We start from the raw sequence: 21227 nt of genomic DNA, 5'->3' as shown, positions 1-21227 counted from the left end.
TGCTAGCTCGGAACCGACAGCGAGAGCGCGAAGTCGCCCGCGGGATCCGTCCACCACTCGGTGAGTCGCAGCCCTGCCGCCGCGAGCTCGCGCTCGACTCGCTCGCGGCGGAACTTCGCGCTGACCTCGGTGCGCATCGTCTCGCCCGCCGCGAAGGGCACGACGAGATCGAGCGCCGGAATCGTGACGACCTGCCCGACGCGCGAGCGGAGGTTCATCTCGATCCACTCGTGCTCGGTGTCGTAGCGCGCCAGGTGCGCGAAGCGGCTGACGTCGAAGTCGGCGCCGAGCTCGCGGTTGAGGACGTGCAACACGTTGCGGTTGAACTCGGCGGTGACCCCGGCGTGGTCGTCGTACGCCCGCACGAGCCGCATCGGGTCCTTGACGAGATCGGTACCGAGCAGGAACGCGTCGCCGTCACCGAGGCCGGACGCGATCTCGGCCAGGAAGCGTGCGCGCGCGTCGGGCAGCAGGTTGCCGATCGTGCCGCCGAGGAACACGACGAGCCGGCGGCCACCGCGCGGGATGCGATCGAGATGACGCTCGAAGTCGCCCGCGACCGCGTGCACGTCGACGCCGGGATACTCCGCGACGACGGACGCCGCCGCGTCGCGCAGCATCGTCTCGCTGACGTCGAAGGGAACGAATCGCGTGAGCGTTCCGGAATCTCGCAGTGCGTCGAGCAGCAGCCGGGTCTTCTCCGAGGTGCCCGATCCGAGCTCGACGAGCGTGTCGGCGTGCGCGACGCGCGCGATGTCGCCTGCGTGCGCGGCGAGGATCGAACGCTCGGTGCGCGTCGGGTAGTACTCGGGAAGGCGCGTGATCTGGTCGAAGAGCAGCGAGCCGCGGTGGTCGTAGAACCACTTCGGCGGCAGCTCCTTCGGCACCGAGGTGAGGCCGCGCCGGGCGTCGGCGCGCAATGCGTCGGTGGCATCGATGGGCTCGAGATGGACGTCGACGGTGAGCGTCATGGCTCGCGACTCTCCTGGACTGGGGGCGGGCGGGAGACGACGGGCAGTGACTACGCGTCGGCGGCGAGGCGGACGCCGGAGAATGCCCAACGCGCCGACGGGGGGAAGAAGTTCCGGTAGGTGGTGCGGGTGTGTCCGGGAGGCGTGATGCACGCGCCGCCGCGCAGCACCATCTGGTTGCTCATGAACTTGCCGTTGTACTCACCGATCGCGCCGGCCGCCGGCGCGAAGCGCGGGTAGGGGAGGTAGGCACTCGCGGTCCACTGCCAGACCTCGCCGTCGAGCTGCGCGAGCGTCGACGATCCGTTCGCAGCTCGCGGATGCAGGTGCAGCTCGTGTTCGCGCGCGGTGTCGCACTGACCCGCCGCGTGCTCCCACTCGAACTCGGTGGGCAGACGCGCGCCGGCCCAGCGCGCGAACGCGTCGGCTTCGTAGTGGCTCACGTGCACGACCGGTTCGGCGTCGTCGACCCGACGCCGGCCCTCGAGCGTGAACACGGTCCAGTCGCCGTCGTCGGCGTGCCAGTAGAGCGGCGCGATCCATCCCTGCGAATGCACGGTCGCCCAACCGTCCGACAGCCAGAGCGTCGGTTCCGTGTAGCCGCCGTCGGCGATGAACGCCTTCCATTCGCCGACGGTGACGAGCCGGTCGGCGAGACGGAACGGCTCGACGAGAACGGGATGGCGCGGTGTCTCGTTGTCGAACGAGAAGGCGTCGCCGTGGTGGCCGACCTCGACGGGACCGCCGTCGAAGCTCACGAAGCGCGCGTCGCGCGCGCCGCCGTGCACACCGAACGGCGCCCTCACGTCGTAGCGCGGGGCGAGCGGGTTGCACGACAGCACGTGCTTGATGTCCATGAGCAGGAGCTCTTGATGTTGCTGCTCGTGATGACACCCGGTCTCGACGATGTGCGCGACGCACGCGAACACGTCGTCGTCCGCCGTCGCGAACATCTCGTCCATCGCGGCGTCGACATGACGGCGGTACGCGCCGACCTCGCCGACCGACGGACGCGACAGCAGACCGCGCTCGGCGCGCGGATGACGCTCGCCGACCTGCTCGTAGTACGAGTTGAACAGGTAGGCGTAGGCCGAGTCGGGGGACTCGTACCCCGCGACGTGCGGGGTGAGGACGAACGTCTCGAAGAACCAGGTGGTGTGGGCCCGGTGCCACTTCGTAGGGCTGACGTCGGGCATCGACTGCACCGTCTGGTCCTCGGGAGAGAGCGGACACGCGAGGGCTTCGGTGAGTGCGCGCACGCGGCGATACGTCGCGAGCAGTTCGGCGCGCAGCTCCGCGGTCGACGCGAGACGAGGACGGGACGCGTTGCTGGTGGTCGTCATCGCGATCACCGGTGGCCGAAGTGAGCGGAGACCCACCTCAGGTTGCGAACGGGAGCGAGCCATTGTCTGGCAGTCATCGCGACCTCCTTCGATCGGCGGTCAGTCTTGTCGCGTCGCGACCCCCTCCTGCACGCGGGGGTCGGTCACGTCGACTTCGGTACCCGACGCGTCGTCGGATGACGCAGGGAACGCGCCGTCGTCGACGGAGCGTCGCAGCGAGCGGTGGATCCCGGACATCGTGAGGACTCCGCCCGGACGGCCGTCGACCAGCACCGCGACCTGCCCGCTCTCGCCGAGGAGGACGAGCGCGAGCGCGGCTTCGAGACTCGCATTCGCCGCGATCGTCGCGATCGGCTCCGCGTGGGTGCCGGCGGTGCCGTCGACGAAGCGGCCGGTGACCGCGAGGTCGTCGGGTCGCGCGGGATCGACGACGAGCGCGACTTCTGCACCGGCGCGGTCGAGCGCGGCGGCGACGTCGGGCGCGCTCGTGGTGGGTGCGACGACGGGTGCGGGCTCGACGTCGACGTCGGCGATCGTCGTCACCTGAAGTCGCTTCAACGCGCGGTCACGACCGACGAAGTCGGCGACGAAATCCGTCGCGGGACTGCCGAGGATGCGCGCCGGCGAGTCGTACTGCTCGAGATGACCGCCGACGTTGAGGAGCGCGATGCGAGTGCCCATCTTCACGGCTTCGTCGATGTCGTGCGTCACGAACACGACGGTCTTGCGCAGCTCCGATTGCAGCCGCAGGAACTCGTCTTGCAGGCGCGTGCGCGTGATCGGATCGATCGCACCGAACGGCTCGTCCATCAACAGGACGGGGGGATCGGCGGCGAGTGCGCGCGCGACGCCGACCCGCTGGCGCTGACCGCCGGAGAGCTGTGCCGGATAGCGATCGCGGAAGTCGCGCGGTTCGAGGCCGACCATCGCGAGCAGCTCGTCGACGCGCGCCTCGACGCGCGCGCGGTTCCAACCGAGCAGGCGCGGCACCGTCGCGACGTTCGTTGCGATCGTCTGGTGCGGGAACAGACCGACCTGCTGGATCACGTAGCCGATGCGGCGCCGCAGGCCGACCGGATCGACGGTCGTGACGTCCTCGTCGTCGAGGTAGATGCGCCCGCTCGTCGGCTCGATGAGCCGGTTGACCATCCGCAGGATCGTCGTCTTGCCGCAACCCGACGGTCCGACGAGCACGGCGATGTCGCCCGCGTCGACGTCGAGGGTCAGCTCGTTCACCGCGACGGTGCCGTTCCCGTAGCGCTTGCTCACCGCGTCGAGCCGGATCACGCAGGAGCTCCTCCCGGCCGGAAGGGCTAGGCGCAGACCGCAGGCGCGGTCACCGTGGGCGGGACGTCGACGCGTGCGGATCGCGCCGCAGGTCGGAGCCGCATGGGGCTCGACGGTAGCGTGTCGTCCGTGCTCGCGGTGAACGGCTCGGGCTCGTGGATCTGGTGGCACTGGATCTCGACGCATCCCGGTGAGATCGGTCATCGGCTCGAGGAGCACATCGTGCTCACCGCGTACGCGGTGGTGATCGGATTCCTGATCGCGTTCCCGCTCGGGATCTTCACGCAACGGCACCGGAGTTGGTACGGGCCGACGCTCGGGATCACGAGCGGTCTGTACACGCTGCCGTCGATCGCGCTGTTCGGTCTGATGGTGCCGATCTTCGGGTTGACGCGTACGACCGCGATCGTGCCGCTCGTCCTCTACACGCTGTTGCTGCTCGTGCGGAACGTCGTCGCGGGGCTCGACTCGGTGCCGCACGACGTGCTCGATGCGGCCGACGGCATGGGCTACACGCGCAACCGCCGCCTGCTGCGCGTCGAGCTACCGCTGGCGCTGCCCGCGATCGTCGCGGGGGTGCGCATCGCGACGGTGTCGACGATCGGCCTCGTCACGGTCACCGCGCTCATCGGGCAGGGCGGGCTCGGTCGCTTCATCGTCGACGGCGAGCAGCGCGGGTTCTTCAAGACGCCGATCGTCGTCGGCACGGTGTTGTCGATCGCGCTCGCGGTCGTCGCCGACCTCGGCTTCCTCGGATTGTTGCGACTCGCGACACCCTGGTCGCGCGCGGGGGAGCGCTGATGCACTTCGTCGCGCACGTCTTCGGCTGGCTCACGACCGGCGACAACTGGTTCGGCGGCGACGGACTGATCCACGAGCTGCGGCAGCACGTGCAGGTGTCGGCCGCGGCGATGATCGTCGCGATCGTCATCGCGCTGCCGATCGCGCTGTTGCTCGGCCACTACCGCCGCGGCGGTGTCGTCGCGATCAACGTCGCCAACGCCGGACGCGCGCTGCCCACGTATGCGGTCCTCGTGCTCGCGGTCGCCGCCTTCGGGATCCGCTCGCCGCGCGGCCTGGCGTGGACCGGTTCCGCGGTGACGTTCCTCGCGCTGGTGTTGCTCGCGATGCCGCCGATCCTCACGAACGCCTACGTCGGGATGCGCGCGGTCGACGCCGAGCTCGTCGACGCGGCGCGCGGGCTCGGCATGCGCGACCTCCAGGTGCTGTGGCGCGTCGAGCTCCCGGTGGCGCTGCCGCTCGTCATGGCCGGCATCCGCACCGCGGCGCTGGGAGTGGTTGCCACCGCGACGCTCGCTTCGTGGACGGGATACGACACGCTCGGAACGCCGATCAACATCGGCATTGCCGTGAACGACAACGTGCAGGTGTTCGCGGGCGCGCTGCTCGTCGCCGCGCTCGCGCTCGTGGTGGAAACCGCGCTGGCCGGCGCGCAACACGCCGTCGTGTCACCGGGCTTGCGGGCGCGCGACCGGCTCGAGATGGGCTTGGCGCGCCCGCGGTGAGTTCGCCCTAGGGTTTGCGCTTCGCCCGGGGCGGTTCCGGGTGGTTCGTCACCCAGCCCAGGGAGGCTTCGCCCATGTATCGCAAGCCCAGAATGCGCACACGCGGTCTCGCGCTCGGCGCGATGGTCGTCGCGTTGGCGATGCTCGCCGCGTGCGGGAGCAGCAAGAGCAATGGCTCCGGCACCGGGTCGTCGGACAAGAAGATCGTCGTCGGCGCGAAGAACTTTCCCGCCGCGCAGTTGATCTCCGACATCTACGGCGGCGCGCTCGCGGCGAAGGGATTCACAGTCTCGTACAAGGACGTCGGTCCGACCGAGCAGACCTACGCCGCGATCAAGAACGGCAGCATCGGCCTCTACGGCGAGTACCAGGGCACGCTGCTCACGTACTTGAACGGCGCGCCGACGAGCGATCCCGCCGCGGTCAACAGCGCGCTCTCGACGAAGCTCAAGGCCGACAAGCTCGACGTGTCGCCGCCGTCGACCGCGATCGACGTCAACGCGTTCTACGTGACGAAGGCGACGGCCGACAAGTACCACCTGACGAAGATCTCCGACCTCAAGCCGATCGCCGACCAGCTCACGTTCGGCGGGCCGCCGGAGTGCGCGGACCGTCCGCTGTGCCTCGGCGCGACCGAGCAGGCGCTGTACGACCTGCACTTCAAGACGGTCAAGAAGCTCGACGAAGGCGGTCCGATCACGGACTCCGCGCTCGAGGACGGCGACATCCAGGTCGGCCTGCTGTTCTCCGGGAGCAGCGTGCTCGACAAGGACTTCGTGCAGCTGCAGGACGACAAGGGCCTGCAACCCGCGGACGCCGTCGTCGCGGTGTGGCGGCAGTCGGTCGACAGCAGCGACCTGAGCGGCGCGATCGACGCGGTGAACGCGAAGCTCACGACGGACGAGTACAACAAGCTGAACGCCGAGATCAACGGCAGTCAGAAGCTCGACCCGAAGGACGCGGCCTCACAGTGGTTGAAGGACCAAGGGCTGTCGTCGTAACGGGAGCCGAAGTGCACGCGGCCGCGAGGAATGCAGACGAACTCCTCGCGGCCGCGCGTGCGCGCTTCGTGCGCGTGACCGCGGAAGAGACCGCGCGCGCGTTGGACGCGGGCGCGCTCGTCGTCGACACGCGCCCGATCGAGCAGCGCGCGGCCGATGGTGAGATCCCCGGCGCGATCGTGGTCGCCCGCAACGTGTTGGAGTGGCGCCTCGCGCCGTCTGCTCCGGCGGTCGCGATCCCGGAGCTGCGCGACCGCGACCAGAGGGTGATCGTGGTGTGCAACGAGGGCTACGCGTCGAGCCTCGCGGCCGCGACCTTGCTCGACCTCGGACTCGCCGGCGCGACCGATCTCGACGGCGGGTTCGGCGCGTGGCGCGCCGCGGGGCTGCCGATCGTGCCCGCAGGAACCTGCACCGATCGGACGGCGCCGGCGTGACGCAGCCGGACCTCGTCGGCAACGAGCGCGACGTCCTCATTCACTACATGAACAAGATGCGCAACGCGGTGGTACGAACGTCGGAGGGCGTGGACGACGAGCGGGCGCGGCGGCCGGGTGTGCCGTCGGGAACCAACTTGCTCGGCACCGTCCAGCACCTCACCGTGGTCGAGGCGCACTGGTTTCGCTTCGTGTTCCTCGGCGAGGACTTCGAGCGCGACTACTCGATGGAGGTGCCACGCGGCGTGACGCGCGCCGAGCTCGTTGCCGCGTACCGCGCCGAGTGCGCGCGCAGCGACGACATCGTGCGCGCCTGCCCTGATCTGTCGACGCGCGCGGCGCGCGAGAACCCGGGCGAGGACGAGCGCATCTCGCTCCGCCGTATCTGCGCGCACATGATCGAGGAGATCGCGCGCCACGCAGGCCAGTGCGACATCCTGCGGGAGCAGATCGACGGCGTGACCGACGACTGAGTCGCGCCGGAAGGCGCGGCGCGCATCCCGGGAGCGCGCCGACGGCCACGGATAGAGTTCGCCGATGAGTCGGCCCGGCGTGCGCGTCTTGAGCGCGCTGGCCCTCGTGACCGGCAGCAGCCTCACCTTCCAGGTCGCGCTGACCCGGACCCTCGCGGCGCAGCTCGCCTACCACTACGGGTTCCTCGCGATCTCGCTCTCGTTGCTCGGTATCGGCGCGGCGGGCCTCTATGTGTACGCGCGACCGACGTGGTTCGAACGCCGCTCGGTCGAGATCAACATGGCGACGTGGTCGCTGATCTACGCCGCGCTGCTGGTCGTGCTCGCGCTCGTGATCGTGCGCCTGCACTTCAGCCAGGGCTACCAGTCGGGCGCCGGGCCGTCGGGGAACTTCGCGTGGACGCTCGCGCTCGCGACCGTTCTCGCGGCGCTGCCCGCGTTCGCGTCCGGTGTCGTCGTGACGCTCGCGATCCGCTCGTACAGCGCCGCCATCGGCAGCGTGTACAGCGCGGATCTCGTCGGCGCGGGCATCGGTGCGTTGATCTCGGTGCCGGCGATGGCGATCATCAAGCCCCCGGCGTTGCTCGTCGGACTCGGTGTCGTCGTCGCCGCGGCCGCGTTGCTCTTCGCCGCGTCCGGAGCCGGTGCCGCGCGCATGCGTTGGACCGCAGGCGTCGGGCTCGTGACGGCCGTCGTGCTGTTCACGCTGTCGTTGACCACGGGGCTCGTCGCGATGCCGCGCAACTACTTCACCGGCAACCACATCAGCGTGAGTGAGAAGTGGACGCCGCTCAGCCGGGTGCTCGGGTACAAGGTCGGGCCCGGGCGCGGCAGCGGTGGCGCGATCGTGTACGACCAGGCGTGGGCGCCGGTCCCCGCGGTCGTGAACGGCAAGCTGCCGAACTGGAAGGACCTCTCGCTCGGGCCGCAGAGCGTGGGCTTCTCGCTCGAACGCGGCGGACGCGCGCTCATCATCGGTGGCGGTGGTGGACGCGACATCTATAACGCGTTGTCGTCGGGCATCGGGAACGTCGACGTGATCGAGCTGAACGCTGCGATCCGCGACCTCGTCGACCACCAGCTCGGGTCGTTCTCCGGATCGCCGTATTCGCGGCCGCACGTCAGCACGAGCATCGGCGACGGGCGCGCCGTGCTCGCGCGCCGTTCGACCAAGTACAACGAGATCCACATCGGGTTCACCGACACGTTGAGCGCCGACTCGGCCGAAGGCTTCGCGCTCACGGAGAGCAACCTCTACACGCGCGAGGCGTTCGAGGAGTACTTCGACCATCTCGACCCGAACGGCATCCTGAGCGTCAGCCGGTTGCGGCACCTGGTGGGCCCGGAGGCCGTGCGCGTCACGGTGTTGGCGTTGGGTGCGTTGCAGCACCGCGGAATCTCGAACCCCGAACGCAACGTCGTCGTGCTGCGCGGTCACGACCTGCTCGGCTCCGAGTTCGAGACCGTGCTCGCGCGCCTGCGGCCGTGGACGCCCGCGGAGCTCGACGCGCTGAAGACGCTCGCGGCGCAGCGCAACTCGAGCGTGATGTTCGCACCGGGCGGCCCGTACGACGCCGAGTGGGCCACGATCCACACGCAGGGTTGGCAGACGTTCTGCAAGAGCTACACGTACAACGTGTGCCCGCCGACCGACGATCAGCCGTTCTTCTTCAGCATGCGCAAGCTCGGCTCGATCCTGAACCCGCCCGCGGGCGCGCCGAAGAACGATCCGGTGACGATCCTGCTCGTCACGTTGCTGACGCTGCTCGGCTGCGGGCTCGTCGCGTTCGCGGCACCGCTCGTGCTGTTACGGCGCTCGGGCGGCGCGCCGAGCGCGAGCTCGCTCGTGTTCTTCGGCGCGATCGGGCTCGGGTACCTGCTCACCGAGATCGTGTTGATCCAACGGTTCGTGCTGTTCCTCGGGTTCCCGACGTACTCGCTGTCGGTCGTGCTGTTCGCGCTGCTCACGTTCTCCGGTGTCGGCGCGTACATGACCCCGCGGTTCGGGCTGAACCGTCGCGTGCTGCTGATCGGTCTCACGAGCGCGATCGGCGTGCTCGTCGTGCTCGCGTTCGCGTTGCAGCCCTTGCTCGCCGCGCTCATCCGTCAACCGTTCGCGCTGCGGTTGCTGGTGTCGGTCGTCGTGATCGGAGGGGTCGGGTTCCTGCTCGGCCTCGCGATGCCGATCGGCATCCACCGGCTCGAGGCGCAGTTCGCGACCGCGATTCCGTACGCGTGGGCGGTGAACGGACTCGCTTCCGTCGTCGCGTCGGTGCTCGGCGTCGCGATCGCGCTGTTCCTCGGCTTCCGCGTCGCGACGCTCTGCGGCGCGCTCTGCTACGTCGTCGCCGCGCTGCACGCCGCGGTCGGCCGCTGGTCGTCACCGATCGCCGCCGACGAGCCGCCCGCGCCGCTCGCCGAGGCGCCCGTTCCCGTCGGCTGACCTATGGACGCGCGGCGCCGCGATCGCGTCGACGGGACGGTCGTCGGGGCAAGGTCGTGATCTCGGAGACTGCGCGCGCGAGCCGCGGCTCGGACTCCGCGAGGCGCGCCGGCGTCCACCACTCCGCATCGTGCTCGAGGATCGACGCCATCTCCCAGAACCAGTCGTAGCGCCGACCGGTCAGCGCCTCGTACTCGGCGAGGAAGCGGTCGGCCGCGTCCGGACCGGAGAGCGACACGAGGTTGGCGCGGCAGTGCGCGATGTCGCAGCCCCACGGGCCGCGGCAGCCGTTGGCCCAGTCGACGACACCGGTCGCGCGGCCGCGCGACCAGAGCACGTTGCCGGGGTGGAAGTCGCGGTGGATCAAGCGGGGCTCGTACGGCGGCCGCGCGGCGCGCCGGTGCGCGTCGGCGGTCTCCCACAGCTCGGGCCACGTCGAGCTCGCGGGCGGCCGCAGGTCGTACGACTCGTACCAGGGGAAGTAGTCGTGCCCGAGCGCGTCGGCGTCGATCGAGTGGATCGTCGCCGCAACTTCGGCGAGCGCGTGCAGGTCGGGCTCCGCGATCGCGCGTCCGCGTACGAAGCTCATCAGGAGCGCGGGGATGCCGTCGCCGATCGCAGCCCCGGTCGCGTCGGCTGCGATCGGTTCGGGAACCGGCAACCCGCGCGCGTGCGCGAACCGCAAGGCAGCGACCTCGCGTACCGGCGCGAGGGGCTCGTCGATGAGAAAACCGGGCCACACGTAGCGGCGCAGCACTGCGCGCGCGCCGTCGGAGAGGGTGAGGCCGTGCACAGCCGTCGACGACGCGCCCGCGAGCCGGTCGACGCGCACGACCGACGCGCCCGTCGCGCGTGCGATCCAGTCGCGCACCGCGGGCGGCACCGTCGTGCGCCGCAACTCCGGCGGCAGCGACGCGAGCTCGCGGTGATTCGGATGCCGCCCGGTGCTCACGTCGAACCGCCCCTCCGCCCCAGCAGGGTTTCGGGGCCCGGGCACCGCGCGCTACCAGCCGCGGTCGACCCACTCCTGGATGTGCGGCCGTTCGGTGCCGACCGTCGTGTCGAGACCGTGGCCGGGGAGCACGAGCATGTCGACCGGCAGCGTGAGGAGCCGGTGGTCGATCGAGTCGATGATCTGCTCGAAGCTCGCGCCCTCGAACTTCGTGTTGCCGGGACCGCCGGGGAACAGCGTGTCGCCGGTGAACACGAGCGGTTCGCCGTCGAGCACGAACGAGGTCGAGCCGCGCGTGTGGCCGGGCGTGTGGATCGCGTGCAGGCGAAGGTCGCCGACCGCGATCACGTCGTCGTCGGCGATCACGAAGTCGTACGACGGCAGCATCTTGGCGTCCTCGGCGGCGACCCCGACCTCGAGACCCGCGTCGCGACACGCGGTGACGGCCTGGATGTGGTCGAAATGGCCGTGCGTGGTGAGCACGCGGCGCACGCCGAGTGCCTCGCACAACGGCACGAGCAGCTCGTGCTCGTTCGCGGCGTCGACGAGGATCGCGTCGCCCGTCGCCGTGCACCGCACGACGTACGCGTTGTTCTCGTAGGGCCCGACGACGACCTTGTCGACCCGCACCGCGGTCGATTCGTAGTGGGCCGGACGCACGCGAAGAGCGTATCGGTGCGGGCCGTCGGCCGAGGCGTCGACGGCGGAGAGCGGAGGCGCGGTCGGCTTCGCGTCCATCGTGCGCGCATCGGGATCGAGCACCGCAGCTCGGAGCCGCATGAGCACCGCACCACCTGGATACTTGACCGCTCGGTCCATTAGCGTCGCCAGCCGCATGGACTTCCGCGATTCGCCCGAGGAGGCGGCCTTCCGCGCCGAGGTGCGGGCCTGGTTGGCCGAGCACCTCAAGGGTGAGTTCGCGACGCTCGGGAGCCGCGGCGGTCCCGCCGACGAGACCGGCTGGGACACGCGCCTCGAGTGGGAGCGGCTGCTCGGCCGCGACCGCTGGGTCGGCCTGTCGTGGCCCGAGGAGTACGGCGGCCGCGCCGCGTCGTTCGCGCAGCAGGTCGTCTTCCAGGAGGAGTACGCGAAGGCCGACGCGCCGGCGCGCGTGTCGTTCTTCGGAGAGGGCCTCTTCGCGCCGACGCTCATCGCCTACGGCACCGACGAGCAGAAGCGCCGGCACCTGCCCCGCATCCAGGCCGCCGACGAGCTCTGGTGCCAGGGATTCTCCGAGCCGAACGCGGGCAGCGATCTCGCCAACGTGCAGACCCGCGCCACGCTCGACGGCGACGAGTGGGTGATCGAGGGACAGAAGGTCTGGACGACGCTCGCGCACCGCGCCGACTGGTGCTTCGCGATCGTGCGCACGGAGCCCGGCTCGACCGCGCACCACGGGCTGTCGTACCTCCTCGTGCCCATGCACCAGCCCGGCATCGAGGTGCGGCCGCTGCGCCAGATGACCGGCTCGGCCGAGTTCAACGAGGTCTTCTTCGACGGCGCGCGCACGCCGCGCGACCACGTGCTCGGCGAGGTCGGGCAGGGGTGGAAGGTCGCGATGGCGACGCTCGGTTTCGAGCGGGGCACCGCGTTCATGTCGCAGCAGCTCGGCTTCGAGCGCGAGCTCGCCGAGGTCATCGAGATCGCGCAGCGCAACGGCAGCGCGCAGGATCCCGCGATCCGCGAACGCCTCGCGGGTCACTACGCGGGCGTGCAGATCATGCGCTACAACGGCATGCGCATGCTCACCGACCTGGTGCAGCGCGGCGTCATCGGTCCGCAGGCGAGCATCGGCAAGCTCTACTGGACGTCGTGGCACCGCGCGCTCGGCGAGACCGAGATGGCGGTGCTCGGCACCGACGCGATGGTCATCGGCGGCAAGCCCGGCGGCGACTACGAGCTCGACGAGTTGCACCACAGCTTCATGGCGAGCCGCGCGGAGACGATCTACGCCGGTTCCAGCGAGATCCAACGCAACATCATCGGCGAGCGGGTGCTCGGGCTCCCGCGTGAGCCCCGTTGACACAGCGCTCTTCACAACAAGGAGATCCCAGGTGAACTTCGCCTTCTCGGACGAGCAAGAAGAGCTGCGCCAGACGGTGCGGCGGTTCTTGGAGGGCAAGTCGCCGTCGGCCGAGGTGCGGCGGTTGATGGAGACGACCGAGGGCTACGACCCCGCGGTCTGGAAGCAAATGGGTCAGGAGCTCGGGCTCCAGGGATTGCACATCCCGGAGGAGTACGGCGGGCAGGGCTTCACGTTCGTCGAGCTCGCGATCGTGCTGGAGGAGATGGGCCGCGTCCTGTTGTGCGCGCCGTACTTCTCGAGCGTCGTGCTCGCGGCGAACGCGATCCTCAACGCGGGCACCGCCGAGCAGAAGGCGGCGCTGCTGCCCGGCATCGCGAGCGGCGAGACGATCGCGACGCTCGCCTTCACCGAGCCCAACGGCAAGTGGGACAGCGCGGGCGTCACGATGGAAGCCAAGGGCAGTGGCGACAGCTACACGCTCGACGGCGAAAAGATGTTCGTGATCGACGGGCACACCGCGAACCTGATCGTCGTGGCCGCGCGGCTCGCGGGAACGTCGGGCACCGACGGCATCGCGTTCTTCACCGTCGACGGTGACGCCGCAGGGCTCACACGCACGCCGCTCGCGACGATGGACCAGACCCGCAAGCAGGCGAAGCTCGAGTTCTCGGGTGTGAAGGCGAGGCCGCTCGGCGAGCCCGGTGCCGGCTGGCCCGCGCTGAGCAAGACGCTCGACCAGGCCGCGGTCGGCCTCGCCAACGAGATGATCGGCGGCGCGCAGTTCGTCCTCGACCAGTCGGTCGAGTACGCGAAGGTGCGCGTGCAGTTCGGCCGCCCGATCGGCTCGTTCCAGGCGATCAAGCACAAGTGCGCGGACATGCTGCTCGAGGTCGAGTCCGGAAAGTCGGCGGCGTACTACGCGGCGTGGGCCGCGGCCGAGGACAACGAGGAGCTGCCCGTCGTCGCCGCGCTGGCCAAGGCCTACATCTCCGACGCGTACTTCCACTGCGCGGCCGAGAACATCCAGATCCACGGCGGCATCGGGTTCACCTGGGAGCATGACGCGCACCTGTACTTCAAGCGCGCGAAGAGCTCCGAGATCTTCCTCGGCGACGCCACGTACCACCGGGAGCTGCTCGCGCAACGGATCGGGATCTAGGTACTCGCTCTGGCCGAGCTCACGATCGTCAGCGCCAACCTGCACTGGGGCTACGGCTACCAGCGCACCTACCGACGCCCGTACGACGTCGCGGCCGCGCTGCTCGCTTGGGACGCCGACGCATACGTGTTGCCGGAGACGTTCCGCGTCGACTCGGGTCGCGGCATGCTCGACGGTCTCGTCGACGCGGGCTATCAGGTCGAGATGATGCCGATGAAGCGGTGGAAGGTCTTCCAGTCGACCACGACGGGACGCGGCTGGCGACCGTCGGCCGGCGTGTGGTGTCTGTCGATCGCGACGCGGCTGCCCGTCCTCGACCGCCGCGAGCTCCCGATGGGCAAGGCGTTTCGCGACCCGGCCGGTCCGCGCACCGCGCTGCAGGTCGACCTCGCGGTCGGCGAGCAGCGCGTGCATCTGGTCGGCGTGCACACGAGCTCGAAGCTCTACTTCGGCGCGCCGCTCATGCACATGGCGCGGCTGCGCCCGCAGCTGCCGACGGGGGCGGAGCCCGCGATCGTCGCCGGCGACTTCAACTTCTGGGGCCCCGGGGTCGTCGCGACGCTGCGCGACGGCTGGCGGCGCACGGTGCGCGGCCGCACATGGCCCGCGCACCGGCCCCACAGCCAGATCGACCACATCCTCGTGAACGACGCGGTGAAGTGCCTCGACGCCGAGGTGCTCCCCGCGTTCGGCTCGGACCACCGTGCCGTAAGGGCTCGGCTCGCGGTCTAGGTGCGGACAGTGGTACTGCGTTGTCGGCGTATCGCCGAACAACGCAGTACCACTGAGGACCACTGAGGGCGGCAGAACGTCGGCGACGAGCGAGCATGCGACCGTGTCGCAGGTGCCTCGGTAGGGTCGGCGCGTGGTTCTTGCCGGTGGTTTGCTCGCGTTCGGGCTCGTGCTCGCGATCGCCGCGTTCGTCGTGACCCGAGAGGCGGGCCGGCTCGCCAAGGAGCCGCCGCCGCCGCTGTTCCGGATGGACGAGGCGCTCGAGTGGATCGTCGCCAAGCTTCCCGACATCGTCGCGGCGACGCTGACCGAGGCCGACGTGCGGCGGATCCTCGGCTTCCAGATCGACTTCTTCCAGCGCAAGGGCGTCGCCGCGAACGGGTCGAGCGCGAAGCCGCACGGCGACGTCGTCGTCGGCGGCGCGGAGACCGTCGAGTACATCCTGGAGCGGGCGAAGGCGACGGGCGAGGAGTACCTGCCCGAGCAGGTCTACGCCGTCGTCGAGACGCAGTTCGCGTACCTGCGCGCGATCGGCGCGGTCGGCCCGGTCCGACGCGCCGATCCACCCGGAAGCTGATCGAAGACCACCTCCCGATTCTGATGGTCGCAGGCGCGTGCGGTTCGCCGTTGCGTGCGGCACTGGATCTCGGCTGCTGCGCCTGCTCCGGATCTGCTACAAACATCGGACCGAAGAAAGGAGGTGGTCCAGAGCATGCACGATAAATCTGGGACCTCGGAGGTGCGCGGCCGCTAGGGCCGTTGGCTGGACTACCCCGGCGGAAACCCACCGCCGCACCGCCGCCGAACGTTTACCGGACTCGGTCCCACCGGTGTGTCAGCCTCGGCGGATTCGAATCAGTCGTAGTGCACTCGGGGGCGTCGTGGTGGCGCCCCCGAGTCGCGCTTCGGGGCGCTTCGGGGCGGCAGCGCGCGAGCTCGCCCCCACTTTGCGACATTCCGTATCCCTTCTGGGCACTCACGGTCGCAAAGTCGAAGGCGGCGGCGCATCGCGGCGGCTCAGTCGGCGCGCTCGCCGGCGGTGGCGACGAGGGGGAGCACCCGCGCCGGGATCTGCTCCGACAGCACGATCTGCGTCGTCGCGCGATTGATGCCGCGAACTTCGAGGACGCGGTTGATCACGTCCTGCAAGTGCCGGTTCGTGCGGGCGACGAGGCGCGCGTGGAGGTCGCCGGGGCCGGTGATCGCGTGCGCCTCGAGCACCTCGGGGATCGCCTGGAGGTGCGCGACCACGTCGGCGAGCCGGCCCTGCGCGATCTCGAGCGTGGTGAACGCCATCACGCCGTAGCCGAGCGCGATCGGGTCGACGTCGGGGCCGAAGCCGGTGATCACGCCCCGCGCCATGAGCTTGTCGAGGCGGGCCTGCGCGGTGCCGCGGGCGACGCGCAGGATGCGCGCCAGCTCCATCACCCCCGCCCGGGGCGTGGCCGCGAGATGGGCGATGAGGCGGGCGTCGAGGTCGTCGATGCGGGCCGCTTCGGGCTCCCGGCCGGGCGGGCTGCTCATCATGACCAAGATGTCCCCCTGATCGGCTGAAATGCTGCACGAATCGTACAGACGAACGCCGGCCGGTTGACTCGATCGGTGGGCCCGCCGACCATGGGCGAGTCGATTCGCGTACCAAGGAGGTCGGCAATGGTCGCGACCCATGCCCTCGCCCCGCCGGCGCCGGGACTCACCGAGTTCCGAGACCGCGCCGCAACGACGGTGCAGGAGCACCCGGTCGTCGTCGCCAACGCCTATACGGCGTGGTTCGAGACCGGCGCCGCAACCCTCGACGACGTCCGCCATCTCACGGTCCAGTTCTCGGTGTTCAGCCACCAGTTCCTCGAGGCGCAGCTGCGCCGGGTGCTGAACGCCCGCTCCCTCGACTCGTACCACGCCGCCAAGGAGATCCTCCTCAACGAGCTCGGCGTGGTGTTCCGACCGCCCACGCCGCGCCCGACCGAGACCGCTCCGGGCGTCGACCCCGAGCTCGTCGCGACCGAGGGGACGATCGAGGGCAGTCGGTTCAAGTTCGCGGCCGCGCACTTCGAGTGGCTGCTGCGCTTCGCCGGTCCGCTCGGGCTCGACTTCGCCGACCTCGGCCGGCGCGCGGTCGCGACGCCCGCGACGCTCGACTTCTGCGACGCGTTGCTGCGGCTCTACGGATCCGACGATCCGTCGATCGGCGAGGGCGCGTCGTACGCGGTCGAGCACTGGGCCGCGGCGGGCTTCTGGAAGGAGCTCATCCACGGGCTCGAGATCGTGAAGGCGCGTGAGTGCCCCGATCTCCCGCTCGCGTTCTGGACGTGGCACGACCGGGTCGAGGACCAGCACGCCGCGCACACCGACGACGACCTCGCCGCGGTGTTCTTCGTGCCGGGATTCGACGAGCGGGCCTTTCTCGGCGGCGGGCACGAGATGCTCGACGCGGTCGGCGCGTTCTGGGACGGGTTGAACACCGATCGATCGAGTGCGGGGGGACGCGCATGACGCTCACCGTCGAGTCGCCGGACGCCACCGAGGCGCGGGCGCCGAAGTTCCACGGCTTCGACCACGTCGAATGGTGGGTGGGCAACGCCCGCCACACCGCGGCCTACTTCGCGAACGGCTTCGGCTTCGACGTCGTCGCGTACCGCGGCCCCGAGACCGGCGATCCCGACGCGATGTCGTACCTGCTCGTGCAGGGCGATATCCGCTTCGTGATCACGAGCGGGCTCGACGGTGTCGGCGACATCGCGCGTCATGTTCTCCGCCACGGCGACGGCGTGCGCGCGGTCGCGCTCCGAGTCGACGACTGCGCCGGTGCCTATGGCGCGCTGGTCGAGCGCGGCGCGGCCGGCGTGCGCGCGCCCGCGAAGGCCGACGACGGGAAGGGTCGTTACGCGACCGCGAAGGTCGCGACCTACGGCGACACCGTGCACGGACTCATCGAGCGCGACGACGCGCGCGAGCTGCCGCCGGGCTTCGAGCCGGTCGAGTCGTTCGCGGTCGCGGCGCCGACGGTCGGGTTGACCGGGATCGACCACGTCGTCGGCAACGTCGAGCGCGGCGCGTTGGTGAACTGGGTCAACTTCTACGAGCGCGTGTTCGGCTTCGGCCAGCTCACGCACTTCGGTGCCGACCAGATCACGACGGAGTTCTCGGCGCTCGAGTCGACGGTGGTCTGGGACGGCGATCGCGTCGTCATGCCGATCAACGAACCGGCCGACGGCCGCAAGCGCAGCCAGATCCAGGAGTACCTCGACTACTACGGCTCGCCGGGCGTGCAGCACCTCGCGCTGAAGACCGACGACATTGTCTCGACCGTCGAATCGCTGCGGGCGCGCGGCATCCGTTGCCTCGACGTGCCGCCGGAGTACTACGACGATGCGCGCGCTCGCCTCGGCGGCCTCGACGTGCCATGGGACGCGCTCGCGCCGCTCGGCATCCTCGTCGACCGCGATCACGACGGCTACCTGCTCCAGATCTTCACCGAGAATGTCGCGAGCCGGCCGACCGTGTTCGTCGAGATCATCCAGCGCTTCGGCGCGCGTGGCTTCGGCGAGGGCAACTTCAAGGCGCTGTTCGAGGCCATCGAGCGCGCGCAAGCGGCGCGCGGCAATCTGTGATTTCTGGTCGCACTCGCTTCGCTCGCTGCTGCTGACGCCTCAGCCTTCGGCTCGGCCGGGACGCGAAGCGACCCGGCCGTCCTGGCGCGCGCGTTTCGCTCGCTGCTCCTGACGCCTCAGCCTTCGGCCGTCCTGGTGCCCACGATTGCTCACTGCTGCTGACGCCTCAGTCTTCGGCTCGCCGGGACGCGAAGCGACCCGCCCGTCCTGGCGCACGCGTTTTGCTCGCCGCTCCTGACGCCTCAGCTTTCCTGCCGCACACGGTTCGTGATCGTGCCGAGGCGGTCGACGGTGAGCGACACCTCGTCGCCGGGCTGCAACCACGGGTAGGCATCGACGCCGTGCACGAGCGAGAGCTCGAGGATGCAGCCGGTGCCGCACGTTCCCGAGCCGATGACGTCGCCGGCGCGCAGCGTCGTGCCGCGCGCCGCGTAGGCGATCATCTCGTCGAAGCTCCAGTAGATGTCGGCGAGCGACGCGCGCGAGTACTCGCGGCCGTTCACGCTCGCGGTCATCGTGAGGTCGTAGGCCTTGTCGCGCGCGGCGTCCTCGAGCTCGTCGGGCGTGACGAGGAACGGGCCGAGCGTGGTCGCGAAGTCCTTGCCCTTCGCGGGACCGAGGTTGAGCTTCATCTCGCGGCGCTGGATGTCGCGCGCGCTCCAGTCGTTCATCACGGTGAAGCCCGCGATTCGCGCGGGGCCACCCATGACGGCCGCGACCTCGAGCTCGAAGTCGAGCTCTGCGGTGCCGTCGGGCATCGCGACGTCGTCGCCGTCGCCGACGATCGACGCCGGGTTCGAGAAGTAGAAGACGGGCAGCTCGTACCAGTCGGGCTCCATCTCCAGACCGCGCCGCTCGCGTGCGGTGCGGACGTGCTGCTCGAAGGCGTAGAAGTCGCGCACGCTCGGCGGGCGCGGGATCGGCGCGCGCAGGCGCGCGTCGGCGAGCGGGATCACGAAGTCGGGTTGGCGCTCGGCGCGGCGCGCCGCGTCGTGGAGGATGGTGCCGTCGTCGCCGAGCAGCGCGAGCAGGTCCGTCGCCGGCGCCAGCGCGTGGATCGCGTCGTCGACGACGAGTCCGGCACGGGCGCGGGCGTCGCCCGGCGCGACGAAGGTCGCCCAGCGCATCAGTCGGAGACGGACGGATCGCGCCAGGAGTTTGCGTAGTCGGCGACCGAGGCGGCCGCGCCCGCGCCGGTCAACCGCAACGGCCGGCGCGCGTCGATGTTGATCGCGACCTCGTCGGTCTCGCCGCCGGGTCCGCGTTCCGCAGCACGCGTGATCGCGCCCGGTTGCGGACCGTGATGGATGCCCGCGGGATGGAACGTCATCATCCCCGCGCCGATCCCGACGCGGCTGAAGAACTGACCGCGGTGATAGAAGATCACTTCGTCGTAGTCGATGTTGCGGTGGAAGAACGGCACCCGCAGCACGCCGGGATCGGTCTCGAACGGTCGGGGCGCGAACGTCGCGATCACGAACCGGCTGCCGGCGAACGTGGTGTGCGCCGACGGCGGCAGGTGATAGCGCGGCGAGGTGACCGGGCGGAAGTCGTCGACGTGCAGCCGTACCGGCGCGAGGTCGCCCTTCCACCCGATCACATCGAACGGGTGGAACGGGTACACGAGCGTCGACGTCGCGCCGGCGCGGCGCACCCGCACCTCGAAGTCGCCGGCCTCGTCGCGCGGCGCGGGCTCGGGCACCTCGAGGATCGCGGGGTCGAAGAGCGCGTGCCGTCCGAGCAGGCCGCGGTCGGGGAGCGAGAGGCTGCCTTCGAGCGCGGTGACGCAGAGCGCGCCGGTCGCGGTCTCGCACTCGAAGCGGTGCGTCGTGCCGCGTGGGACGACGAGGAAGTCGCCCGGCGCGTACGTGAGCGGGCCGTACTCGGTGCCGAGCGTGCCCGTGCCCTCGTGCACGAAGTAGCAGACGTCGCCGTCGGCCTCGCGCAGGAACCAGTCGGTGCCGCCCGCCGGCAGGGGCCAGAAGCCGATGCGCACGTCGTCGTTCTCGAGCAGCGCGGCCGCGAGGCCGTCGTCGGGCCCGACGGTCGCCGTGTCGAGCGCGTGGGGTTGGAGCGGACCGCGGATCGAGCGCCAGCCCGTCGGCGCGTGCATCCGGTAGAGGTGGCTGGCGCGGCCGGTGAAGCCCTCGCGCCCGTGCTCCTCCTCGACGGTGCCGGGCGGCAGGTCGGCGTGGGCCTGGCGCGACGTGGTGCCGCGGATCCACTGGGGTGACGCGCCGTCGCTCATCGCAGCCTCGCTCGGGTGTGCTGGTTGGTGCGTTGCGGCCCGCGACGGCTCCGACGCTATCGTGCGCCGCCGTGACCCGACCGCGTGCCTTCGAGGAATCCCGTTACCTCGGCGACAAGCGCCGCCAGGTCGTCTACGACATGGAGCTCATCGACTCCGACCCGGAGGTCGCGGCCGCGATCGACGAGCTCGTGCAGTCGGAGCAGTTCGCGGCGTTCGCTCCCGACACGCTCGCCGAGGCCCGCAACCGCGGCTACCACGCCCACACGTCGATCAAGAAGGCTGCGCGCTAGCTGGTCGCGCTCGCTGCGCTCGCCGCTCCGTGACGCGGGACGGGAGTGAGCGAGGCCGCGCCGCTCGCTCTGCTCGCGCGCTCAGCCACGGTCGCAGCGGTCAGGCCGGCGTGACGGCGTCCATCACGCCCTGCTTGCGGGCTTCGAAGGCGACGTCGGAGAGCGCGGGCGACGACGGCACCGATGCAGCGTCGGGGGGCAGCCCCGCGAGCTCCACCCACGACGTGCAGCCGCCGTACGCGTCGTCCCACCCGACGGTGAGCGGCTCGTCGAAGCGATGTGCCCGCAGCACGAGCACCCAGAGCGGATCGCGCGACTTCCACTTGAGGCGGCTCTCGACGTAGTCGCCGGTCCAGATGAGCTTGCCGTCGATCGCGGCGAGCTGCTCGGGCTCGGTGATCGTGACCGACTCGACGACCTCGGCCCAGCCGGGGATCGTGATCGACTCGCCGACCGGTGCCGCCGGGGCGAGGTCGATCCAGCGGCGATACGCGGCCTTGAGCAGCTCCGGCTTCTGGTGCTCCGCAGTGGGATACAGGTAGAAGCGGTCCGACTGCAGCGCGAAGTGGCGGCCGTCTTCGCGCAGGCCGCCCTTGCGCACGTCGACGACCTGCTCGCCCTCGAGCAGCGCGTGCACGATGACCGCCCATTCCTTCAGTGCCGGAGTCGCCGCGGCGGTGGTCACGCGGGCCAGGATACGAGACCGGTCGGAGCCGGCGAGCGGT

The 21227-nt window shown here is 70.4% G+C and carries 22 protein-coding genes; 13 read left to right on the top strand and 9 right to left on the bottom strand.

Going from position 1 to position 21227, the window contains the following annotated elements; genetic code table 11:
• Positions 1 to 2 precede the first annotated feature (2 nt).
• From egtD to VH914_10855, 3 genes are all read right to left on the bottom strand, one after another.
• Positions 3 to 971: an L-histidine N(alpha)-methyltransferase gene (gene egtD, locus VH914_10865; protein ID HEX4491698.1), complete on the bottom strand. Its 969-nt coding sequence runs from the start codon at positions 969 to 971 to the stop codon at positions 3 to 5.
• A 50-nt stretch (positions 972 to 1021) separates the two neighbouring features.
• Positions 1022 to 2314, bottom strand: a complete 1293-nt coding sequence (gene egtB / locus VH914_10860) for an ergothioneine biosynthesis protein EgtB (GenBank protein HEX4491697.1) — start codon at positions 2312 to 2314, stop codon at positions 1022 to 1024.
• A gap of 99 nt (positions 2315 to 2413) precedes the next feature.
• On the bottom strand, positions 2414 to 3601 hold the full coding sequence (locus VH914_10855; protein ID HEX4491696.1) for an ATP-binding cassette domain-containing protein: 1188 nt from the start codon (positions 3599 to 3601) through the stop codon (positions 2414 to 2416).
• 102 nt (positions 3602 to 3703) lie between these two features.
• Here VH914_10855 and VH914_10850 point away from each other — a divergent pair, with 102 nt between their 5' ends.
• From VH914_10850 to VH914_10825, 6 genes are all read left to right on the top strand, one after another.
• Positions 3704 to 4402, top strand: coding sequence for an ABC transporter permease (locus VH914_10850; GenBank protein HEX4491695.1), 699 nt, complete (start codon positions 3704 to 3706; stop codon positions 4400 to 4402).
• Entirely contained in the window at positions 4402 to 5127 is a 726-nt protein-coding gene (locus VH914_10845) for an ABC transporter permease (protein ID HEX4491694.1), read from the top strand. Before VH914_10850 ends, VH914_10845 begins: the two co-directional genes overlap by 1 nt.
• A gap of 92 nt (positions 5128 to 5219) precedes the next feature.
• Positions 5220 to 6128 (top strand): ABC transporter substrate-binding protein, encoded by a 909-nt coding sequence (locus VH914_10840; protein ID HEX4491693.1) that lies wholly within the window; start codon positions 5220 to 5222, stop codon positions 6126 to 6128.
• 74 nt (positions 6129 to 6202) lie between these two features.
• Positions 6203 to 6565, top strand: coding sequence for a rhodanese-like domain-containing protein (locus tag VH914_10835; protein ID HEX4491692.1), 363 nt, complete (start codon positions 6203 to 6205; stop codon positions 6563 to 6565).
• Positions 6562 to 7038, top strand: a complete 477-nt coding sequence (locus tag VH914_10830) for a DinB family protein (GenBank protein HEX4491691.1) — start codon at positions 6562 to 6564, stop codon at positions 7036 to 7038. Before VH914_10835 ends, VH914_10830 begins: the two co-directional genes overlap by 4 nt.
• A 64-nt stretch (positions 7039 to 7102) precedes the next feature.
• Positions 7103 to 9481 (top strand): hypothetical protein, encoded by a 2379-nt coding sequence (locus VH914_10825; GenBank protein ID HEX4491690.1) that lies wholly within the window; start codon positions 7103 to 7105, stop codon positions 9479 to 9481.
• 1 nt (position 9482) lies between these two features.
• Here the strand turns inward: VH914_10825 and VH914_10820 are convergent, their stop codons facing one another.
• The gene (locus VH914_10820; GenBank protein HEX4491689.1) at positions 9483 to 10433 is read right to left on the bottom strand and encodes an aminoglycoside phosphotransferase family protein; all 951 of its coding nucleotides are present in this window, start codon (positions 10431 to 10433) and stop codon (positions 9483 to 9485) included.
• Between the two features lie 51 nt (positions 10434 to 10484).
• Positions 10485 to 11093, bottom strand: a complete 609-nt coding sequence (locus VH914_10815; protein HEX4491688.1) for an MBL fold metallo-hydrolase — start codon at positions 11091 to 11093, stop codon at positions 10485 to 10487.
• Positions 11094 to 11268: 175 nt separating this feature from the next.
• On the opposite strand from VH914_10815, the gene VH914_10810 reads away from it, so the two are divergent.
• From VH914_10810 to VH914_10795, 4 genes are all read left to right on the top strand, one after another.
• Positions 11269 to 12456 carry an acyl-CoA dehydrogenase family protein gene (locus VH914_10810; GenBank protein ID HEX4491687.1) on the top strand — a complete coding sequence of 396 codons (1188 nt, stop codon included), beginning with the start codon at positions 11269 to 11271 and terminating at the stop codon, positions 12454 to 12456.
• Between the two features lie 31 nt (positions 12457 to 12487).
• The gene (locus VH914_10805) at positions 12488 to 13618 is read left to right on the top strand and encodes an acyl-CoA dehydrogenase family protein (GenBank protein ID HEX4491686.1); all 1131 of its coding nucleotides are present in this window, start codon (positions 12488 to 12490) and stop codon (positions 13616 to 13618) included.
• Positions 13619 to 13627: 9 nt separating this feature from the next.
• Positions 13628 to 14350 carry an endonuclease/exonuclease/phosphatase family protein gene (locus tag VH914_10800; GenBank protein ID HEX4491685.1) on the top strand — a complete coding sequence of 241 codons (723 nt, stop codon included), beginning with the start codon at positions 13628 to 13630 and terminating at the stop codon, positions 14348 to 14350.
• Between the two features lie 133 nt (positions 14351 to 14483).
• Positions 14484 to 14927, top strand: a complete 444-nt coding sequence (locus VH914_10795; GenBank protein ID HEX4491684.1) for a hypothetical protein — start codon at positions 14484 to 14486, stop codon at positions 14925 to 14927.
• Between the two features lie 440 nt (positions 14928 to 15367).
• On the opposite strand, the gene VH914_10790 is transcribed toward VH914_10795, so the two are convergent.
• Positions 15368 to 15874, bottom strand: a complete 507-nt coding sequence (locus VH914_10790; protein ID HEX4491683.1) for an Lrp/AsnC family transcriptional regulator — start codon at positions 15872 to 15874, stop codon at positions 15368 to 15370.
• A gap of 129 nt (positions 15875 to 16003) precedes the next feature.
• On the opposite strand from VH914_10790, the gene VH914_10785 reads away from it, so the two are divergent.
• Together VH914_10785 and hppD are read left to right on the top strand one after the other, a co-directional pair.
• A complete protein-coding gene (locus VH914_10785) occupies positions 16004 to 16843 on the top strand; it encodes a hypothetical protein (GenBank protein HEX4491682.1) in 840 nt (279 codons plus the stop codon).
• Entirely contained in the window at positions 16840 to 17961 is a 1122-nt protein-coding gene (gene hppD / locus VH914_10780) for a 4-hydroxyphenylpyruvate dioxygenase (GenBank protein HEX4491681.1), read from the top strand. The genes VH914_10785 and hppD overlap by 4 nt, the downstream gene beginning before the upstream one ends.
• Before the next feature lie 242 nt (positions 17962 to 18203).
• On the opposite strand, the gene VH914_10775 is transcribed toward hppD, so the two are convergent.
• Both VH914_10775 and VH914_10770 read right to left on the bottom strand, forming a co-directional pair.
• Positions 18204 to 19088, bottom strand: coding sequence for a fumarylacetoacetate hydrolase family protein (locus VH914_10775; protein HEX4491680.1), 885 nt, complete (start codon positions 19086 to 19088; stop codon positions 18204 to 18206).
• Positions 19088 to 20209: a homogentisate 1,2-dioxygenase gene (locus VH914_10770; GenBank protein ID HEX4491679.1), complete on the bottom strand. Its 1122-nt coding sequence runs from the start codon at positions 20207 to 20209 to the stop codon at positions 19088 to 19090. The genes VH914_10775 and VH914_10770 overlap by 1 nt, the downstream gene beginning before the upstream one ends.
• Before the next feature lie 71 nt (positions 20210 to 20280).
• On the opposite strand from VH914_10770, the gene VH914_10765 reads away from it, so the two are divergent.
• Positions 20281 to 20502: a hypothetical protein gene (locus VH914_10765; GenBank protein ID HEX4491678.1), complete on the top strand. Its 222-nt coding sequence runs from the start codon at positions 20281 to 20283 to the stop codon at positions 20500 to 20502.
• Between the two features lie 100 nt (positions 20503 to 20602).
• On the opposite strand, the gene VH914_10760 is transcribed toward VH914_10765, so the two are convergent.
• Positions 20603 to 21187 (bottom strand): DUF1802 family protein, encoded by a 585-nt coding sequence (locus tag VH914_10760; protein ID HEX4491677.1) that lies wholly within the window; start codon positions 21185 to 21187, stop codon positions 20603 to 20605.
• Between the last annotated feature and the right edge of the window lie 40 nt (positions 21188 to 21227).

The sequence above is a fragment of the Acidimicrobiia bacterium genome (assembly GCA_036271555.1).
Classification (GTDB): Bacteria; Actinomycetota; Acidimicrobiia; order IMCC26256; family PALSA-610; genus DATBAK01.
This window is presented reverse-complemented; position numbering and strand designations above follow the sequence as displayed.